Below are 16,884 nucleotides of genomic sequence, written 5' to 3'. Positions count from 1 at the left end.
CGTGCCGTTTTCTAATGCAAAGGATGGATACGTGAGCGAAACAGCCTTGCCAAAAGATGACGTCCAGCCTGCGCTCGATGCCCAGGTTGAAACTCCACCACCGGCCCAAGAGCCGCGCCGAGGCAATGGACTGGCGATTGTCGCCCTGCTGCTCGGCGCCGCCGGTGTCGCCATCGGCGGCTGGGGTGTCTGGCAGGTGCGCCACCTGCAGAACAACACGCAGCAACAGTCGAGTCAGGTGCAGGCTTTGAACGATCAGGCGCAAAGTCTGAAGCTCAACGAACAGCGTCTGACCGAGCGTCTTGCACAGTTGCCCGGTGCGGACGAACTCGCCGAGCGCCAGCGTCTGGTCACGCAACTGCAGGGCGATCAACAGCGCCTCAATCAACGTCTGGAAACCGTCCTTGGCGCCAGCCGCAAGGACTGGCGTCTGGCCGAGGCCGAACACTTGCTGCGTCTGGCCAGTCTGCGCCTTTCAGCGTTGCAGGACGTCAGCAGCGCCCAGGCATTGGTGCAAGGCGCCGATGAGATTCTCCGTGAACAGAACGATCCGGGCTCCTTCGCCGCGCGCGAGCAAGTGGCGAAAACCCTGGTCGCCTTGCGCAGCACCGAACAGCCGGATCGCACCGGGCTGTTCCTGCGCCTTGGCGCGCTGCGCGATCAGGTTATCGACCTCACGGAGCTTGCGCCGGAGTACAAGGATCGCGGCGAATCGCTGCTGGGCCTGACCAACGATGGCGATGGCGCCAGTCGCTGGGCGCAGTGGTGGGACAAGGTGTCGCGCTATATCCGCATCGATTTCAATGCTGACAAAAACGTCAAACCGCTGCTGGCCGGACAGAGCCTGAGCCAGGTGCGCCTGGCCCTGAGCCTGGCGCTGGAGCAGGCGCAGTGGGCCGCGCTCAACGGTCAGGCGGCGGTGTACACCCAGGCGCTGGCCGAGGCACGCGATGTGCTCAAAGGCAATTTCAACCCGGACAATCCGCAAAGCAAAGTCATGCTGGAACAGGTCGCCGAGCTGAGCAAGGAACCGGTCACCGTCAAGACGCCGGATCTGGCCGGCACCTTGAGTGCGGTGCAGGGATATCTGGAGCGACGTAACGTCAATGCCGAGGAATCGGTGAAACCGTTCGCCAAGCCTGCCGCCAATGCTGCGCAGGAGGCGACCCCATGAAGCGCCTCTATGTAATCGTGTTTCTGGTCATCGCCGCGACGGCAGCGCTGGGCCTGGCGATTGCCGAGCATTCCGGTTACGTGCTGGTGGCGTACAAGAGCTTCCGCTACGAATCGAGCCTGTGGGCGACACTCGCGGTGATCGCGGTGCTGTGGCTGCTGTTCTGGGGCATCAAGGTACTGGTCGAGCTGGTGATGACCTCCACCGGCGTGGTCAATCCGTGGTCGCGGCGCAATCGCAGCCGCCGGGTGCAAGTGGCGATCGAACACGGCCAACTGGATCTGGCTGAAGGTCGCTGGGCCAGCGCGCAGCGGCATTTGACCCGCGCAGCGGAAGCCGAGCGCCAGCCACTGCTGTATTACCTCGGCGCCGCCCGTGCGGCGAACGAGCAAGGTCAGTACGAAGAAAGTGATCGTTTGCTCGAACGTGCGCTGGAGCGTCAGCCGCAAGCCGAATTGGCGATCGCCCTGAGTCACGCACAATTGCAGACCGATCGTGGCGACACCGACGGTGCGCTGGTGACCTTGCAGGCAATGCATGAACGGCATCCGCGCAGCGCGCAGACATTGCGTCAATTGCAACGTCTGCATCAGCAGCGTGGCGAATGGCCGGCGGTGATTCGTCTGCTGCCTGAGTTGCGCAAGGACAAGGTCCTGCCGCCGGCAGAACTGGCCGAGCTCGAACGTCGCGCCTGGGGTGAGAATCTGTCCTTGGCAGCGCATCGCGAAGAAGACGGTACGGTGGGTCTGCAATCGCTCAAGCGGGCGTGGGAACAGCTGACTTCGGCGCAGCGTCAGGAAGCACCTTTGGTACTGGCCTATGCCGAGCAACTGCGCCAGTTGGGCGCTCAGGTCGAAGCCGAAGAAGTGCTGCGCACAGCGCTCAAACGCAAGTACGACAGTCATCTGGCGCGGCTTTATGGTCTGGTTCGTGGCAGTGATCCTGCGCGTCAGTTGCAGATTGCCGAAGGCTGGCTCAAGGAGCATCCGGCCGATCCGAGTCTGCTGCTGACCCTCGGGCGGTTGTGTCTGCAAACCAGTCTGTGGGGCAAAGCTCGCGACTATCTGGAAAGCAGTCTGCGCGTGCAGCGCAATCCGGAGACCTGTGCGGAGTTGGCCCGTCTGCTTGCACAGCTTGGCGATACCGAGCGCAGCAATCAGTTGTTCCAGGAAGGTCTGGGGCTGCTGGATGAACGCCTGCTCGCGGCGCCTTTGCCGGTTGCGGCGAAGGTCTGAATGGCGAGGGAGGTTGCTCCCTCGTGAACTTCGCTGTCCGAAAATTCCCCTTCTTTGCGCTCTAGAGACAAAGTCCTACAGAGCTCTTCACCGTTTCCTATCGAGCCTGTCGGGTTTTCCCTACACCTGCGGTGAACTGTCGGCAGGCCCTTGCCTTGAAAGGCTGACACGCTTTCCTCTACCGTAACCGTCTGTCTCTACTGTTACGGAAAAGCCATGTCGTTGGCCTGCTCACGCTCCTTGTTCTTCATGGCTTTCATTGCGGGGGCCTTTGCTCTGGGAGCTTCCTATTACCTCGAATATGCGGTCGGACTGACGCCTTGCAGTCTGTGCCTGGTGCAGCGATTGTTCCTCACATTGCTGTGCATCGGCTGCGGCGTGGCGGCGGTGCATGGCCCCCGGCGCGTTGGCTTATGGTGGTACTGGCTGTTTGCACTCGGCGCCAGTCTGGGGGGAACCACCGCTGCGTGGCGGCAGGTGTTGATCCAGAGTGACTCGATGCTGCAACTGGTCAAATGCTCGCCAACCGTGGAGTCGCTGTTCAGCGACCTGCCGTGGATCTGCGCCTTGCAACGGATGTTCAACGGCGGCGCCGATTGTGCGGACATCTCCTGGACACTGTTCGATTTGAGCATCCCGGAATGGAGCCTGCTGTTTTTTGTCGGCGTGTCCATCCTTGCGGTTTATCAGTTGTTGCGTCTGATCTGGAGCGCTCTGCAACGACCGGTCAGCGACGAAGCGTCGCACCACCAGCTGGTCAGGGATTAAACACTTGTATGAACTTTATCTCCTGCGTACCTTGAAGCCATAGGCGTGCGGGCATAATCTGGCCGGCACGTGTCATTGGATTTATGTTGCTCGATGACGCTCTGCCCGATCGTCCTCCAGTCAAATCAGAACAGGGGCGCGGGTGTAGAGCAGCATGACCCACAAGGGAAGAGAGATCGCCATGCTCGAAAGTTGTCAGAATGCTCAGGAACGTTGGGGTGGGGTTCATCTGCTGATCGACCGCTGGTTGCAGGAGCGTGAAGAGCTGATCGGCGCCTACGACAAGCTCGGTGCGCAGCCTGAGTCGCTGTCCGAGAGCCGCAAGCCTTTGCAGGAATTCTGCGGCGTGCTGGTCGATTACGTATCGGCGGGGCACTTCGAAATCTATGAACAGCTGACTGGCGAAGCCAAGGCGTTCAACGACAAGCGCGGTCTGGAACTCGCCGAGACCATCTACCCGCGCATCGACGTCATTACCGAGAAGCTGCTCGCGTTCAACGACCTGTGCGATGAAGGCAAATGCGTTGCGGAGAAATTCAAGGAATTGGGCGGCTTGCTGCATGAGCGCTTCGAACTTGAAGACTGCCTGATCGAAGTGCTGCACACGGCACACAAGGCAGAAGATCCGGTTCAGGCCTGATCCACGTCCTTCATGAAAAAACGGTGCGCCCGAAAGCGCACCGTTTTTTTATGCCTGATCAGCTCGTCGCGCCACGCAATTCCACTTCGAAAACCAGAGGCGTGAACGGCGCGATCAGGTCGCCGGCACCGTCGGCGCCATAGGCTTGATCCGATGGAATCACCAGCCGCCATTTCGCCCCCACCGGCATGTTCTGCAAGGCGGTGCGCCAACCGGCGATCACGCTGTCGAGGTTGAACCATTGCGGCTGGGTGTTCTGATCGAACACGGTGCCATCCGGCAGCTTGCCGACATACAGCACCTGCACTTTGCCGTCCGGGCCGGCCTTGGCGCCAGTGCCCGGAACCAGTTCAGTCAGAAGGATGCCGTCGGCCAGTTCCTTCACCCCCGGTTTGGCTTTTTCCGCACTGAGAAAGCGTTGCTCGTTTTCCATCGCCGCATCGCTCGATTGCCGTGATGCCTGCTCGGCATTGCGCGATTCGTGGTCGGCCAGAATCTGTTCGATACGCGCTTCACTCAGCGCCAGCGGCTTGCCCTGATACGCCTGTTGCAGACCTTCGATCAGCGCCTGGATCTGCAACTGCGGCACCTCTTGGCGCAGCCGTTCGCCGAGGCTGGCACCGAGGCTGTAAGCCAGATCATGAGCATCGTTCGCTGTGTTTTTTTCATCGGCATACGCCGTCGAAAAAAACACGCAGAGGGACAAAATAAAGTAGCGCGACATGGGCACTCTCCGACCTGGGATGCGGGGGATTATGCCAGTGCAAACGTCTGCATCGGTGAACTGCTTTTTCCCGCGTGCACAACATTTCGGCTTCGGTGCAACGCAACGGTGCAGATACTGTCAACATGCCCTAGCGGCGGTATCAGCAGAGGTCTAGTATGAGCCGCACTCACGTCAGCCAGGAGGTAAACCATGTCGGCCACCAAGAAGCCTGTAAATACTCCGTTGCACTTACTCCAACAGTTGTCGGGCAGCCTGCTCGAGCATTTGGAAAACGCTTGCTCGCAAGCCTTGGCTGATGCTGAAAAACTGCTCGCCAAGCTGGAAAAGCAACGCGGCAAGGCGCAGGAAAAACTGCATAAATCGCGCACCAAATTGCAGGACGCCGCCACCGCCGGCAAAGCCAAGGCACAGAACAAAGCCAAGGCTGCCGTGAAAGAACTCGAAGACCTGCTCGACGCTTTGAAAGATCGTCAGTCCGAAACCCGCAGCTACATTTTGCAACTCAAGCGCGATGCCCAGGAAAGCCTGAAACTGGCCCAGGGTGTTGGCCGCGTTCAGGAAGCAGTGGGCAAAGTTCTGTCGTCGCGCTCGGCCAAACCCGCAGCAGCACCAGCGAAGAAAGTTGTTGCCAAGCCTGCTGCAAGCAAAGCCCCGGCGAAGACCGCTGCGGCGAAACCTGCTGTTGCGAAAACCGCCGCCAAACCAGCGGCCAAGGCGCCAGTGAAAGCGGCTGCCAAACCAGCGGCGAAAACTGCAGCGAAGAAGCCGGCGGCGAGCGCGGCAAAACCGGCGGCTAAAACCACCGCAGCCAAACCTGCTGCAGCCAAGCCAGCAGTGAAAGCCACCCCTGCCAAAGCCGCTGCAAAACCGGCCGCGAGCAAAGCTGCACCGGCGAAAACCGCAGCCGCCAAACCTGCTGCCAAAGCAGCAGCGAAACCAGCAGCAAAACCTGCTGCCAAGACTGCCGCTGCGAAGCCTGCTGCCAAGACTGCGGCCAAGCCGGCCGCCGCCAAACCTGCTGCGAAAGTGGCGGTAAAACCGGCTGCCAAACCAGCCGCAACATCGGCAGCAAAACCTGCGGCAAAAACCGCTGCGAAACCGGCCGCCAAGCCAGCTGCGAAACCCGCTGCTGCCAAGCCTGCGACCGCTGCTGCAAAGCCGGCCGCCAAGCCAGCCGCAAAACCAGCGGTGAAAAAGCCTGCAGCTGCCAAGCCAGCCGCGACCAAACCGGCTGCCGCTCCAGCAGCCAAGCCTGCACCTGTGGCGACCCCGGCTGCCCCAGCTGCCTCGGCACCGTCGTCCGCCACTCACTCGACCCCTTCGACTACGCCAGCGCCAGCCGCTTCGTCGAACGTCAGCAGCACCCCGACCAGCGCTTCCTAAGTGCCGGTTGCCGCGACGCGCAGCACTTGCAGCGCGCCGCGGTTCAGGCTGGCGGCATTGCCAGCCAGGTCTTCCAGCCAGGTCACCGAACCTGCATCGTTGCGCGTCCACTCCTGCGCCACACCTTCGAGCCGTGACAGCAAGGTGCGCTCAGCTTCAAGCTCCAGTGATTTGATCTGCTCGCGCATGCCGGCCACCACCGCATCGTCGACGGCCCGCGCTTTCCATTGCATGCGCAGGGTTCGCAGCGGCTGCACCACTTCGATATCCCACGGCGCGGTCAAGGCCTTGAGCAGACGTACGCGCGGTTCATCGCAGGTCACCGCGCGCTGCTCCAGCCACAAACCGCAGAGCAACAGGCAGACATTGGCGCCCGCCGTTTGCAATTGCAGGCAGGCATCTTCCACGCCCGGCCGGGCATAGACATCAAGGGCAAAGCTCCACAGGTCAGAGGACATCGTGCTACTCGCGCCAGTTGTGAGCGAAGCTGGTAGACTCCGCCGCCATTATGATCCGACTTCAGAACCTGACTTTACAGCGTGGCCCGCAACGTCTGCTAGAAGACGCCGAGCTGACCCTGCACGCCGGCCACAAAGCCGGCCTTATCGGCGCCAACGGTGCCGGCAAATCCAGCCTGTTCGCGTTGCTGCGCGGCGAGTTGCACCCGGATTCGGGCGACTGCCTGCTGCCGGCCGACTGGCGCATCGCGCACATGCGTCAGGAGGTCGACACCCTCGAGCGCCTGGCGGTCGATTATGTGCTCGATGGCGACCTGCGTCTGCGCGAGGTGCAACGCGAGCTTGCCGCTGCCGAAGAGGCCCATGACGGCACCGCACTGGCGCGCCTGCACGCCGAACTCGACAGCGCCGACGGCTACACCGCCGATGCGCGGGCGCGCAAGCTGCTCGCCGGTCTTGGGTTCACCAATGAGCAGATGGATCGTCAAGTAGGCGATTTCTCCGGTGGCTGGCGGATGCGTCTGAATCTGGCGCAGGCACTGATGTGCCCGTCGGATCTGCTGCTGCTCGACGAACCGACCAACCACTTGGATCTCGACGCGATCATCTGGCTCGAAGAGTGGCTGAAGAGTTATCCGGGCACCTTGCTGCTGATTTCCCACGACCGGGATTTCCTCGACGAAGTGGTCGATCACGTCGCCCATGTCGATCAGCGCAAACTGACCCTCTACCGCGGCGGATACACCGCGTTCGAACGCGCCCGCGCCGAGCGTCTGGCCCAGCAGCAACAAGCCTACGAGAAGCAGCAGGCGCAGCGTGCGCACATGGAAAGCTACATCGCCCGCTTCAAGGCGCAAGCGACCAAGGCCCGTCAGGCGCAGAGCCGGATCAAGGCGCTGGAGCGCATGGAAGAATTGTCGGCGGCCCACGTCGATTCGCCGTTCGACTTCGTCTTCCGCGAGTCGACCAAGATCTCCAGCCCACTGATCGACCTGTCCGATGCGCGCCTGGGTTATGGCGACAAGACCATCCTCGAGAAGGTCAAGCTGCAACTGACCCCGGGTGCGCGGATCGGTCTGCTTGGGCCGAACGGTGCGGGTAAATCGACGCTGATCAAGAACCTCGCCGGCGAGCTCGAACCGCTGGCCGGGCGCCTGACCCGTGGCGAAAACACCGTGGTCGGCTACTTCGCTCAGCATCAGCTCGACTCGCTCGACTCCAAGGCCAGCCCGTTGTTGCATTTGCAGCGTCTGGCGCCGGGTGAGCGCGAGCAGACCCTGCGCGACTTCCTCGGCGGCTTCGACTTCCGGGGCGCACGCATCGATGAGCCGGTGCTGAATTTCTCCGGTGGCGAGAAGGCCCGTCTGGCCCTCGCGCTGATCGCCTGGGAGCGGCCGAACCTGTTGCTGCTCGACGAACCGACCAACCACCTCGACCTGGAAATGCGTCTGGCGCTGACCATGGCCCTGCAGGAATTCAGCGGTGCGGTGCTGGTGGTCTCTCACGATCGGCACTTGCTCAAGAGCACCACCGACAACTTCTATCTGGTGGCCGACGGCAAGGTCGAAGAGTTCGACGGCGATCTCGAAGACTACGCACGCTGGCTGGTGGAATACCGTCAGCGCAATGCGCCGGTCAGCAACACGCCGGTCAACCCGGACAAGACCGACAAGAAAGCTCAGCGCCAAGCGGCGGCAGCGTTGCGTCAGCAACTGGCGCCGCACAAGCGCGAGGCTGACAAGCTTGAAGCCGAGCTGGGCAAGCTGCACGAGAAACTGGCCAAGGTCGATGCCAGCCTCGGTGACAGCGATGTCTACGAGCCGGCGCGTAAGAATGAATTGCGTGATCTGCTCGCCGAACAGGCCAAGTTGAAGGTGCGTGAAGCCGAGCTGGAAGAAGCCTGGATGGAAGCCCTGGAAACCCTGGAAAGCATGCAGGCGGAGCTGGAGGCGTTGTCCTGATGGAAGCCTTCAAGCTGCCCTTTGCGGCGGTGTGGGTCGAACCGTTGTGGTTCACCGCGCAGATTCTGCTGATTCTGCTGGCCGGTTACCTGACCCAGCGTTTCGTTGCCAAAGGCCTGACTCGCCTCGGTGAGCGCTATCCGTTCCCACCGCAGTTGCTGATGCCGCTGCGTGGCGTGTTGCGCTGGTTGATCATGGGCAGCGCGCTGCTCTTCGTGCTCGAGCGCCTCGGCGTTTCGGCCACGGTGCTGTGGACTGCGCTGTCGGGATTTGTCGCAGTGGCGGCGGTGGCGTTCTTCGCCATGTGGAGCGTGCTGTCGAACCTGCTCTGCGCAATACTGATCTTCACCGTCGGGCCGTTCCGCCTCGGCGACGTGGTCGAACTGGTCGACACCACCGACAAGCCTGGCGTCAAAGGCCGGGTGATCGCAATCAATCTGCTCTACACCACGCTGGTCGAGGCCGAAGAACTCGGTACCGGCAGCGCCATGGTGCAGGTGCCGAACAGCCTGTTCTTCCAGCGATCGGTGCGGCGTTGGCGCGGGACGGATGTGTTTCCTTCCAGCGGGTTTGAGAAGTAATTTCTACGTCGTCTGTTCGGACGCTTTCGCTCCCACATTTGCAATGCGCGTCCCTGTGGGAGCGAGCCTGCTCGCGAAGGGGCCGTCAGCCGCACCTGCAACATTCAGCAAGAAATCGGTAGTCATCCACACGAAGCCGCATTAGCTTAGGCATTTGTCACAAGCATCAGCCGAGGTGTGCGATGGAGCTTCAAACATGGCTGGCATTTTTTGCCGCCTGCTGGGTGATCAGCCTGTCCCCGGGCGCGGGCGCCATCGCGTCGATGTCCAGCGGCCTGCAGTACGGGTTCTGGCGCGGCTACTGGAACGCGCTGGGCCTGCAGATCGGGCTGGCGGTGCAGATCGCGATTGTCGGAGCGGGGGTTGGCGCTGTGCTCACCGCTTCGGCCACAGCATTCCATGCGATCAAATGGTTCGGCGTTGCCTATCTGGTTTATCTGGCGATCAAGCAATGGCGCGCGCTGCCCATGGACATGAGTGATGACGCTGCAGTGCGGCCGATCGGCAAGCCACTGGCCCTGGTGTTTCGCGGCTTTCTGGTGAACATCAGCAACCCCAAGGCGTTGGTGTTCATGCTCGCGGTATTGCCTCAGTTCATCAATCCCCATGCGCCGCTGCTGATTCAGTATCTGGTGATCGGCGTGACCATGGTGTTCGTCGACCTGATTGTCATGGCCGGCTACACCGGACTGGCGTCGAAGGTGCTGCGCCTGTTGCGCACGCCCAAGCAGCAGAAGCGCATGAACCGCACCTTTGCCGGATTGTTCATTGGCGCGGCGGCGTTCATGGCGACATTGCGCAAAGCGGCGGCGTAAACCGCTCGGGCAGAAAAAAGGCGACCTCAAGAGGTCGCCTTTTTCATTTCTACCGAGACATCGGGGCAAGCGAGCTTTTCTTGAATCAATAGCGAGGGCCGCTTCGCGACCCAACGGGGATAAATCCCCTCGCCACAGAGCCCTTCGCCACAAAAGTCCTCAGATCCGGCTCAGCGTAAAATCACCGGCGCCGTATCACGCGGCAGATTGTTGCGCTGCGGCGCCTCACGCGGTTGCTCATAACCGTCACCACCACCGAGCTGCATGCTCAGTTGCCCGGCCACGTCTTCGCCCAAGGCCTTGGACACCTCACGCACCACCCGCGGACGGTTCAGCGAGATCTTGATGTCGCGATGGTTAACCAGTTTGGTGTCCTGCGCTTCACCCATCGCCGTGAAGGCCGAGGTGATCTCGTAGGTCTTGGTGTTGATCAGGCTGAAATCCGCCACCAGCGTCAGGCCCAGTACCGCCGAGTAGCTGTCGGTGTGCGCCAGCTCGTTGATGTCCTGGGTGAAGTCGATATCGGACACGGTGCCGAACAGCACGTAGTCGGCGCCTTTGAAGTTGCCGGCCTTGATGCGCCTGATCACGTCATACACATCGCCTTTGGATGAGGCGGTATACGGCGTGCCCTGCACCAGCTGGAACATGCCGGTACGCAGGATTTCACCCTTGATGTCGCCGGTGAATTTGCGCAACTCGCCCTGTTCGATGTAGCTGGTGGTCGCTTCGATCTCGTTGTAGCTCGAAGAACCGCTGGCGCTGTAGTAACTCTCGCGGTGATTGCTCTGCGCCGAAACGATGTGGATGTATTGCTCCACGCGCTCCTGATACGCCAGATCCGTCACCGCCACTTTCGGGGCCGCCTGCGCGCTGAAGGCGCAAGCCAGGGCCATCATGCCAATCCATGTGCGCATCGATCAACGCTCCGTGGTTTTGCGGATCTCTTTTTCGTCCATCCACTCGGCCAGACCGCTTTCGACGTCGATCAACTGCAGGCTGAATTTGTAGAAGACATCCTTGTAGTCGCTGCTGCGCTTGACGATCGAGCTGATCGAGCCTTCGATGCGGTACTTGGCGGCAACCATGTTGCCGGTCTTGGCCACGGTGCTTTTCTTGTACAGACCGCTCTGGTTTTGCAGCTTGAGCTGGTCAACCTGGCTCTGCATCGCATTGTTGTCGCTGGCGAAGCGCGCAACACCGGTCTTCATCAGCTGAGTCTTGATGCTGGTGGTGATTTCGCGGGTGTCGATGTACTCGCTGGTCTTGTTCTTCACGTCGTAGACCTGAACTACCGGACGACCCTGCAGGATGCCGGACTGGGCCAGCGAGCGGGTCATCGACTCGGCGATCATTTGCAGGTCGGTCGAACCGAATTCGTTGGTCACGGTTTCAACCGCTTTGGTGTCGCCGTAGCTGATGTTCTTGCTGCCCAGGGTCGGCGAGGTGTTGGCGCAACCGGAGGCGAGCAGGGCGATGACGGCGATGCAGGAAAAGCGTGCAAACATGAGAAAGCTCTCTCAATCAGAAATAGGGTGGCGGGTTTACGGCGTCTTGATTTCCAGACGGAAATCCACGGCTTTCGGGGTCGGCGCGATGGCCTGAATGAAGCTGGTCTGGGCGCCGTACATCATCTGGCTCTTCCACACTTCTTCTTCGGCAACCGGGAAACCTTCGGCGCCAAGCCAGGCGAAGCGGTAGTAGAAAATCTTGTTGCTGTTGAGGGTGTTGCTCAACTGCACGTTGACGGTCATGAAGCCGTTTTCACGAGCCACGCGCATGGCGCCGACGACGATGTGTTTCTGCGGGCCCATGGCCACGACTTTGCTCGCGGCGCTGCCCGGCTCCGGCGGTGGCGGGGTGGCGCAGCCTGCCAGCAAGGCGAGGGCGGCGACGGCGATGATCTTCAAGCGCATTGCAAAGACTCCGTTCTCAAGGTTGTTTGAGGCTGGCGACGTTGGTCGCGGCAGCGCTCGGCATTACGTGAGCAGCGATGCCGCCAGCGAATACCTGGTTGCCCACGGCACGCAGGCTGATCACTTGGTAGCGCTGGTCGACAGTGACCTTGACCACCGAGCCGCCGACGGCGCTCGGCAGGGTAACCTGATGCTCACCTTTTTTCAGGCGCAGACGCACCACTTGGGTGTTGTCCGGCAGGGTGCGCCATGTACGGGTATCGGCACCTTCGAGCACCGCTGAAGAAATCCCCACGGCGAGACCGGCCAGCGGGTTGGTTTCGTTGATCTGCTTTTGCGCCACGCCTTTGGTGATTGCGCGCACGGTGGTGCGCACGATGATCCCCGGCATGTCATCGCGCAGAGCGCGGCGGGACATGGCGGTGGTGCTGTTCAGCGCGGTCAGGTCGACTTGCTTGCCGTCGACACCGATCTGCGCAAACGGCGCGGTGGAGGTGTCCGGTTTGATGATCGGGAACGACAGCGGAGTGATCACCACGTTGTTGGAAATCGGCAGCGGCAGCGGCACGCGAATCGAGTCGCGGGCCGGGGCCAGACCGCTCTGCACGACGATGAGAATGTCGCTGTCATCGGATTTGGAAGGCTTGTCGAGATTGACCAGCGCCTGCTCGAGCAGCGGCGTGTTCGGGCGCAGTTCGGCAGCCTTGCGATAACCCGGCGCGGCCAGATCCTTCTCGCCCAAAGCTTCGTAAACGAAACCGGCCAGGTAATGGCTGAACGCACTCTGGTAGCTGTTCTTCAGGCCGACCACTTCCGGCGCGTCGAGGCTGGCCACCGGATAACCCTGCAAATCCTTGTACTGGGTCTTGATGCCTTCTTTCTCGGCCTCTTCTTCGCTCTTGAGGTATTCCTTGTCGCGCAGGTCGGCGATCACCGCTTCACGTTCGTGGGTCTTTTTGATCGCCGTGCGGGCGCCATCGAAATCGTTGACCGCCAACAGGTTCAGGGCCATCTGCGTGGTCAGCATGACTTTTTCGTAGTCATAGCCTTCGTAGCGACGCACCTTGTCGTTGACGATGAAGCTGCCGAACTGTGCCAGGTACTTGGCCGAGTCGAGCTTGACTGCGTCTTCCCACTGACCGACCACCTGATCGGCATTGCCCCAGGCGTTCTGGCTGCCCGACAGGTCGCCCTTGGCGCGCAGCAGTTCACCTTTCTCGAAGTAATAGAGCAGGTCTTTGTCGGTGCCGGTGTTGTTCTTTTCCAGCAGGGTCAGCGCGGCGTCGACGTTGCCGGATGCCAGTTGCTGATTGGTCTGGGCCAGTTCGGAATCGTAGTTGCGAAACGCTGCGCAGCCGGACAACAGCGTGACAGCGCTGAGCGCGAGCAGCATGGAAGCGCGGAATGCCATGGGTACTTCTTCCCTGAGTAACAAAACTTGCAGCCGCGTGTGCTGGTCGGGCTGGTGTGACCTATCGACGGCGGCGCTGGCCTCCTGCCAATTCCTCATGCGTGAGGAGCTTTTGATGCCGGCTCGTTGGGCGAGGGCGCGGCATTATAAACGTGGGGTGATGGCTATGTAATAGCTTTTTGGGTGCATTTTCAGATGCGGTGCCATCACTTCTCCGCAGAAGCGGGTTTATCCGACCCGGGTTTTTGATTCGGTACAAAGGCTGATCCGACGGTATAGACCTGATCCCGGAATACCCGCAGGTGCAGAATCTGGCGGTCCTGGTCGACGCGCATTTCAAAAGGGTGGTCGATGGACGCAGGCGCAAAACGGAAGGTATGCAGGCCTTTCTTCAAGCGCAGGCGGGCGACCAGCGTCTTGTCCGGCAACGCTCGCCATGTGCGGGTGTCGGCTTCTTCGAACGGATCATGCTGAGTGACGACCAACGAGGCTTTAGCCGGGTTGCGCTCGTTTTCCTGCGCTTGACCGATGGCGGCCATGTTGGCGCGGAACATCGCCCGCGAGATGATTTGCGGCATGTCGTCGCGCAGTGTGCGCATGGACATGTCAGTCACGCTGTTGATCACTACCAACGGCTGTTTGCGACCGTCTACGGTGATATGGCTGAAGTTGGGCATGACCGCGTCCGGCACCATCACCGGGAATGAAATGGGCGCAATGATGACCAGCGTTTCGTTCAGACGAACCGGGATCGGCACTTGCACTGAGCTGCGAGCCGGGGCCAGGCCACTCTGGATAATCAGCAACACATCGCTTTCATCGGCGTTCGCTGGCGGTTTGTCGAGATTGCGCAGGGCCTTTTGCAGCAAGGGCATGTCCGGCCGCAGTTCGATCGCCTGACGATAACCGGCCGCCGCGAGGGCGCGTTCGCCGAGGGCTTCATAGGTGAATCCGGCCAGATAGTGGCTGAACGCACTCTGATAGCCGTTTTTCAGCTCAACGACCTGCGGCGCATCAAGCAAGGCGACCGGGTAGCCTTCCAGTTCTTTGTAATGGGGAATCTTGCCCTGAGCTTTTGCCTGTTCCTCGGCCGCTTCGTATTGCTTTTCACGCTGGCGGGCGATCAATGCTTCGCGTTCGTGGGTTTTCCTGATGTCTGCGCGGGCGCCGGCAAAGTCATTGACGGATAGCTGGTTCAAGGCCATTTGCGTAGTCAACATGACCTTTTCGTAATCGTAGCCTTCATAGCGCCGCAGCTTGTCGTTGACCAGCATCGTGCCCATTTCATCACCGAAACGCGCCAGTAATTTCATCGCGCCGGACGGGTTGGCTTCCTCGCGCTGGAAGATCATCCGGTCGGCATTGCGCCAGGCGTCCTGGCTGTCGGGCAGGGCACTGCCAGCGCTGAGGATCGCGCCTTTTTCCAGGTAATACAGCAGATCCTTGTCTTCCCACGGGTTGTTCATTTCCACCAGTGCCAGAGCCCCGGTCAGATTGCCCCGGGTCATTTGCTCGGTGGTCTGCTGCATTTCAAGATCGTAGTTGCGATAGGCGGCACAACCGCTCAACTGAACAGCAACGCAAAGCAGCAAAACGAACGGAAGACTCCGCATTGAGGTTGATTCCTTGCGCGCAAATGCTCTGGGGCGGGCAGTATAAAGTGGATGATGGCAAATGGCTGCGATCTTGATCGAACCTGTCGAGGCTCAATCGGCAGCGGGCAGTGCGGCAATACTCGGCGACAAACGCTGATGCCGTCTGCCGGGTATTTCCTGCCAATCAAAGCGAAACGCCGACAAAGCTTGAGAGAAATGTCTTCGAAGTGAACAATATGTAACTTCGCATTTCCATTCGAGATTCGTTCATGACTGCCTCGTCCCGATTGCTGGCCTGGCTGCTGTTCCCGTTATTGTCCCTGAGCAGCCTGCCGCTGCTGGCCGATACCGTGGAAGGCGCGCCGCAAGCGTTGCACCTGCTCGATTACATCAGTGCCGATTATCCGCCAACGGTCGCGGCAGGCAAAGTCATCGACGATGGCGAATACCGCGAGCAGCTGGAATTCACCCGGGTTCTGCAAGGCTTGATCACTGCATTACCGGCCAAACCGGAAAAAGCCGCGCTGGAACAGGGCGTCGAATCTTTGCACGCCGCCATCACTGCGAAGCAGGACGGCGCTGATGTCGCCCGTCAGGCCCGACAGCTGGGGGCGAAACTGGCGGTGGCTTATGAAGTCAGTCAGGCACCGATCATCACCCCGGACCCGACACGCGGCGCGCCGTTGTATGCGCAGAACTGCTCGGTGTGCCACGGCGACACTGGCGCTGGCGACGGCCCGGCCGGCCTAGGTCTGACTCCCGCGCCAGCCAACCTGCGCGACGCTGCGCGCATGGATCACCTGAGCCTGTACGCGATCTACAGCACCCTTGGCCAAGGTGTCGAAGGCACCGACATGCCGGCGTTTGCCGATCAGCTCGATGATCGCCAGCGCTGGGATCTGGCCACCTACATCGCTGGCTTCAGTGCCGATGCGGCGGCCGCCAAGTCCGACAAGGTCTACAACATCGCCGACCTGGCCCGGCAGACCCCGGCCGAGGTGCAGGCTGCCGAGGGCGCAGAGGTCGCGGCAACGTTCCGGGCTCAGCGCGCGCAACCACCGCAGGTCAAACGCGGGCCGGCACAGTTGCTTGATTACACCGCCGCCACGCTGGACAAGAGCCTCGCGGCCTACCGCGCCGGGGAACATGATCAGGCCTATGACCTGTCGGTAGCGGCGTATCTGGAAGGCTTCGAACTGGTCGAAAGCTCGCTGGACAACGTCGATGCCAACGTGCGCAAGGACACCGAAAAATCGCTGATGGCTTACCGGCAGTCGCTGCAGGACGGTCTGCCGGTCGAACAGGCCGAGCAGCGTCTGGATGCGGCCAAGGCCAAGCTCAAGGAATCCGCCGGCCTGCTGGGCAGTGACGGCCTGAGCTGGTCGCTGAGCTACATCTCCGGCCTGCTGATTCTGCTGCGCGAAGGCCTGGAAGCGATTCTGGTGCTGGCGGCGATCCTCGCCTTCTTGCGCAACACCGGTCAGCAATCGGCCGTTCGCAGTGTCAACGTTGGCTGGGGCCTGGCCTTGCTGGCGGGCTTGGGCACCTGGGCGCTGGCGGCGTATGTGATCGACGTCAGCGGTTCGCAGCGTGAGTTGCTGGAAGGCGCCACCGCGCTGTTTGCCAGCGTCATGGTGTTGTGGCTCGGCGTGTGGATGCATGACCGCCGTCACGCGGCGGCCTGGCAGGATTACATCAAGAGCAGCCTGGTCGGCGGCGGTGGTCGTTTCGGTTTTGCGATCCTGGCGTTCTTCTCGGTCTATCGCGAGTTGTTTGAAGTGATCCTGTTCTACGAAACCCTGTGGCTGCAGGCCGGGCCTGCCGGGCACAACGCCGTGCTGGCTGGCGGTGCGACGGCGCTGGTGCTGCTGGTCGGTCTGGCGTGGGTGATTCTGCGCGGCTCGGCGAAACTGCCGCTGACGCTGTTCTTCAGCATCAACGCCGCGCTGTTGTGCGCGTTGTCGGTGGTGTTTGCCGGGCATGGCGTCAAGGCCTTGCAGGAAGCCGGGATCTTCGGCACACGGCCGGTGGCGTTCTTTGAATTCGACTGGCTGGGAATCCATGCCGATGCCTATTCGCTGACCGCGCAGGTGGTGGCGATTGTGGCGATTGCTGTGCTGTATGGGCGCAGTTGGGTGGCGGAGAAACGTCGGGTTTCGGCTGCATAAAGGCATTCGCTGCGCTCATATTCGCGAGCAGGCTCGCTCCCACAGGTTCGGT

At 61.1% G+C, this 16,884-nt stretch carries 16 protein-coding genes; 9 read left to right on the top strand and 7 right to left on the bottom strand.

What is annotated here, in order from left to right; all coding sequences use genetic code 11:
• Nucleotides 1-31 precede the first annotated feature (31 nt).
• The 4 genes from J5M66_RS26885 (at nucleotide 32) to J5M66_RS01785 (ending at nucleotide 3,817) form a co-directional block, all read left to right on the top strand.
• Nucleotides 32-1,174 (top strand): uroporphyrinogen-III C-methyltransferase, encoded by a 1,143-nt coding sequence (locus tag J5M66_RS26885; RefSeq protein ID WP_223630514.1) that lies wholly within the window; start codon nucleotides 32-34, stop codon nucleotides 1,172-1,174.
• Nucleotides 1,171-2,409, top strand: coding sequence for a heme biosynthesis protein HemY (locus J5M66_RS01795; protein WP_076564516.1), 1,239 nt, complete (start codon nucleotides 1,171-1,173; stop codon nucleotides 2,407-2,409). Before J5M66_RS26885 ends, J5M66_RS01795 begins: the two co-directional genes overlap by 4 nt.
• Before the next feature lie 216 nt (nucleotides 2,410-2,625).
• On the top strand, nucleotides 2,626-3,177 hold the full coding sequence (locus tag J5M66_RS01790) for a disulfide bond formation protein B (RefSeq protein WP_130900315.1): 552 nt from the start codon (nucleotides 2,626-2,628) through the stop codon (nucleotides 3,175-3,177).
• A gap of 181 nt (nucleotides 3,178-3,358) precedes the next feature.
• Nucleotides 3,359-3,817, top strand: coding sequence for an Rsd/AlgQ family anti-sigma factor (locus J5M66_RS01785; RefSeq protein WP_016772602.1), 459 nt, complete (start codon nucleotides 3,359-3,361; stop codon nucleotides 3,815-3,817).
• A gap of 58 nt (nucleotides 3,818-3,875) precedes the next feature.
• Here the strand turns inward: J5M66_RS01785 and J5M66_RS01780 are convergent, their stop codons facing one another.
• Nucleotides 3,876-4,541 (bottom strand): FKBP-type peptidyl-prolyl cis-trans isomerase, encoded by a 666-nt coding sequence (locus J5M66_RS01780; protein WP_016772603.1) that lies wholly within the window; start codon nucleotides 4,539-4,541, stop codon nucleotides 3,876-3,878.
• Nucleotides 4,542-4,733: 192 nt separating this feature from the next.
• On the opposite strand from J5M66_RS01780, the gene J5M66_RS01775 reads away from it, so the two are divergent.
• Nucleotides 4,734-5,927, top strand: a complete 1,194-nt coding sequence (locus J5M66_RS01775) for an AlgP family protein (RefSeq protein ID WP_207807562.1) — start codon at nucleotides 4,734-4,736, stop codon at nucleotides 5,925-5,927.
• Here the strand turns inward: J5M66_RS01775 and J5M66_RS01770 are convergent.
• Nucleotides 5,924-6,385, bottom strand: coding sequence for a TIGR02444 family protein (locus J5M66_RS01770; RefSeq protein ID WP_123441801.1), 462 nt, complete (start codon nucleotides 6,383-6,385; stop codon nucleotides 5,924-5,926). The two genes, J5M66_RS01775 and J5M66_RS01770, sit on opposite strands and share 4 nt — an antisense overlap.
• A gap of 50 nt (nucleotides 6,386-6,435) precedes the next feature.
• Between J5M66_RS01770 and J5M66_RS01765 the strand changes: the two genes are divergently transcribed.
• From J5M66_RS01765 to rhtB, 3 genes are all read left to right on the top strand, one after another.
• A complete protein-coding gene (locus tag J5M66_RS01765; RefSeq protein WP_122751198.1) occupies nucleotides 6,436-8,346 on the top strand; it encodes an ATP-binding cassette domain-containing protein in 1,911 nt (636 codons plus the stop codon).
• Complete coding sequence (locus tag J5M66_RS01760) at nucleotides 8,346-8,927, top strand: mechanosensitive ion channel family protein (RefSeq protein WP_024014760.1); 582 nt, start codon at nucleotides 8,346-8,348, stop codon at nucleotides 8,925-8,927. The genes J5M66_RS01765 and J5M66_RS01760 overlap by 1 nt, the downstream gene beginning before the upstream one ends.
• A 182-nt stretch (nucleotides 8,928-9,109) precedes the next feature.
• Nucleotides 9,110-9,742, top strand: a complete 633-nt coding sequence (gene rhtB / locus J5M66_RS01755; RefSeq protein ID WP_016772608.1) for a homoserine/homoserine lactone efflux protein — start codon at nucleotides 9,110-9,112, stop codon at nucleotides 9,740-9,742.
• 170 nt (nucleotides 9,743-9,912) lie between these two features.
• Here rhtB and J5M66_RS01750 read toward each other — a convergent pair whose 3' ends face one another.
• From J5M66_RS01750 to J5M66_RS01730, 5 genes are all read right to left on the bottom strand, one after another.
• Entirely contained in the window at nucleotides 9,913-10,659 is a 747-nt protein-coding gene (locus tag J5M66_RS01750; protein ID WP_130889082.1) for a penicillin-binding protein activator LpoB, read from the bottom strand.
• 3 nt (nucleotides 10,660-10,662) lie between these two features.
• Nucleotides 10,663-11,250, bottom strand: a complete 588-nt coding sequence (gene lpoB / locus J5M66_RS01745) for a penicillin-binding protein activator LpoB (protein WP_016772610.1) — start codon at nucleotides 11,248-11,250, stop codon at nucleotides 10,663-10,665.
• A gap of 36 nt (nucleotides 11,251-11,286) precedes the next feature.
• Entirely contained in the window at nucleotides 11,287-11,658 is a 372-nt protein-coding gene (locus J5M66_RS01740; RefSeq protein WP_016772611.1) for a YcfL family protein, read from the bottom strand.
• A gap of 16 nt (nucleotides 11,659-11,674) precedes the next feature.
• A complete protein-coding gene (locus tag J5M66_RS01735) occupies nucleotides 11,675-13,069 on the bottom strand; it encodes a hypothetical protein (RefSeq protein WP_186569446.1) in 1,395 nt (464 codons plus the stop codon).
• Between the two features lie 206 nt (nucleotides 13,070-13,275).
• On the bottom strand, nucleotides 13,276-14,682 hold the full coding sequence (locus J5M66_RS01730) for a hypothetical protein (RefSeq protein ID WP_206421400.1): 1,407 nt from the start codon (nucleotides 14,680-14,682) through the stop codon (nucleotides 13,276-13,278).
• Between the two features lie 251 nt (nucleotides 14,683-14,933).
• On the opposite strand from J5M66_RS01730, the gene J5M66_RS01725 reads away from it, so the two are divergent.
• Entirely contained in the window at nucleotides 14,934-16,832 is a 1,899-nt protein-coding gene (locus J5M66_RS01725; RefSeq protein WP_206421401.1) for an FTR1 family protein, read from the top strand.
• Nucleotides 16,833-16,884: the final 52 nt, after the last annotated feature.

This window comes from Pseudomonas sp. 67(2021), assembly GCF_017491835.1.
GTDB lineage: Bacteria > Pseudomonadota > Gammaproteobacteria > Pseudomonadales > Pseudomonadaceae > Aquipseudomonas > Aquipseudomonas atacamensis.
This window is presented reverse-complemented; position numbering and strand designations above follow the sequence as displayed.

What these genes read in the sequence shown, in the direction of transcription:
- J5M66_RS01795 (WP_076564516.1), top strand. Translation starts at nt 1,171, where the DNA reads ATGAAGCGCCTCTATGTAATCGTGTTTCTGGTCATCGCCGCGACGGCA.
- J5M66_RS01790 (WP_130900315.1), top strand. Translation starts at nt 2,626, where the DNA reads ATGTCGTTGGCCTGCTCACGCTCCTTGTTCTTCATGGCTTTCATTGCG.
- J5M66_RS01785 (WP_016772602.1), top strand. Translation starts at nt 3,359, where the DNA reads ATGCTCGAAAGTTGTCAGAATGCTCAGGAACGTTGGGGTGGGGTTCAT.
- J5M66_RS01780 (WP_016772603.1), bottom strand. Translation starts at nt 4,541, where the DNA reads ATGTCGCGCTACTTTATTTTGTCCCTCTGCGTGTTTTTTTCGACGGCG.
- J5M66_RS01775 (WP_207807562.1), top strand. Translation starts at nt 4,734, where the DNA reads ATGTCGGCCACCAAGAAGCCTGTAAATACTCCGTTGCACTTACTCCAA.
- J5M66_RS01770 (WP_123441801.1), bottom strand. Translation starts at nt 6,385, where the DNA reads ATGTCCTCTGACCTGTGGAGCTTTGCCCTTGATGTCTATGCCCGGCCG.
- J5M66_RS01765 (WP_122751198.1), top strand. Translation starts at nt 6,436, where the DNA reads ATGATCCGACTTCAGAACCTGACTTTACAGCGTGGCCCGCAACGTCTG.
- J5M66_RS01760 (WP_024014760.1), top strand. Translation starts at nt 8,346, where the DNA reads ATGGAAGCCTTCAAGCTGCCCTTTGCGGCGGTGTGGGTCGAACCGTTG.
- rhtB (WP_016772608.1), top strand. Translation starts at nt 9,110, where the DNA reads ATGGAGCTTCAAACATGGCTGGCATTTTTTGCCGCCTGCTGGGTGATC.
- J5M66_RS01750 (WP_130889082.1), bottom strand. Translation starts at nt 10,659, where the DNA reads ATGCGCACATGGATTGGCATGATGGCCCTGGCTTGCGCCTTCAGCGCG.
- lpoB (WP_016772610.1), bottom strand. Translation starts at nt 11,250, where the DNA reads ATGTTTGCACGCTTTTCCTGCATCGCCGTCATCGCCCTGCTCGCCTCC.
- J5M66_RS01740 (WP_016772611.1), bottom strand. Translation starts at nt 11,658, where the DNA reads ATGCGCTTGAAGATCATCGCCGTCGCCGCCCTCGCCTTGCTGGCAGGC.
- J5M66_RS01735 (WP_186569446.1), bottom strand. Translation starts at nt 13,069, where the DNA reads ATGGCATTCCGCGCTTCCATGCTGCTCGCGCTCAGCGCTGTCACGCTG.
- J5M66_RS01730 (WP_206421400.1), bottom strand. Translation starts at nt 14,682, where the DNA reads ATGCGGAGTCTTCCGTTCGTTTTGCTGCTTTGCGTTGCTGTTCAGTTG.
- J5M66_RS01725 (WP_206421401.1), top strand. Translation starts at nt 14,934, where the DNA reads ATGACTGCCTCGTCCCGATTGCTGGCCTGGCTGCTGTTCCCGTTATTG.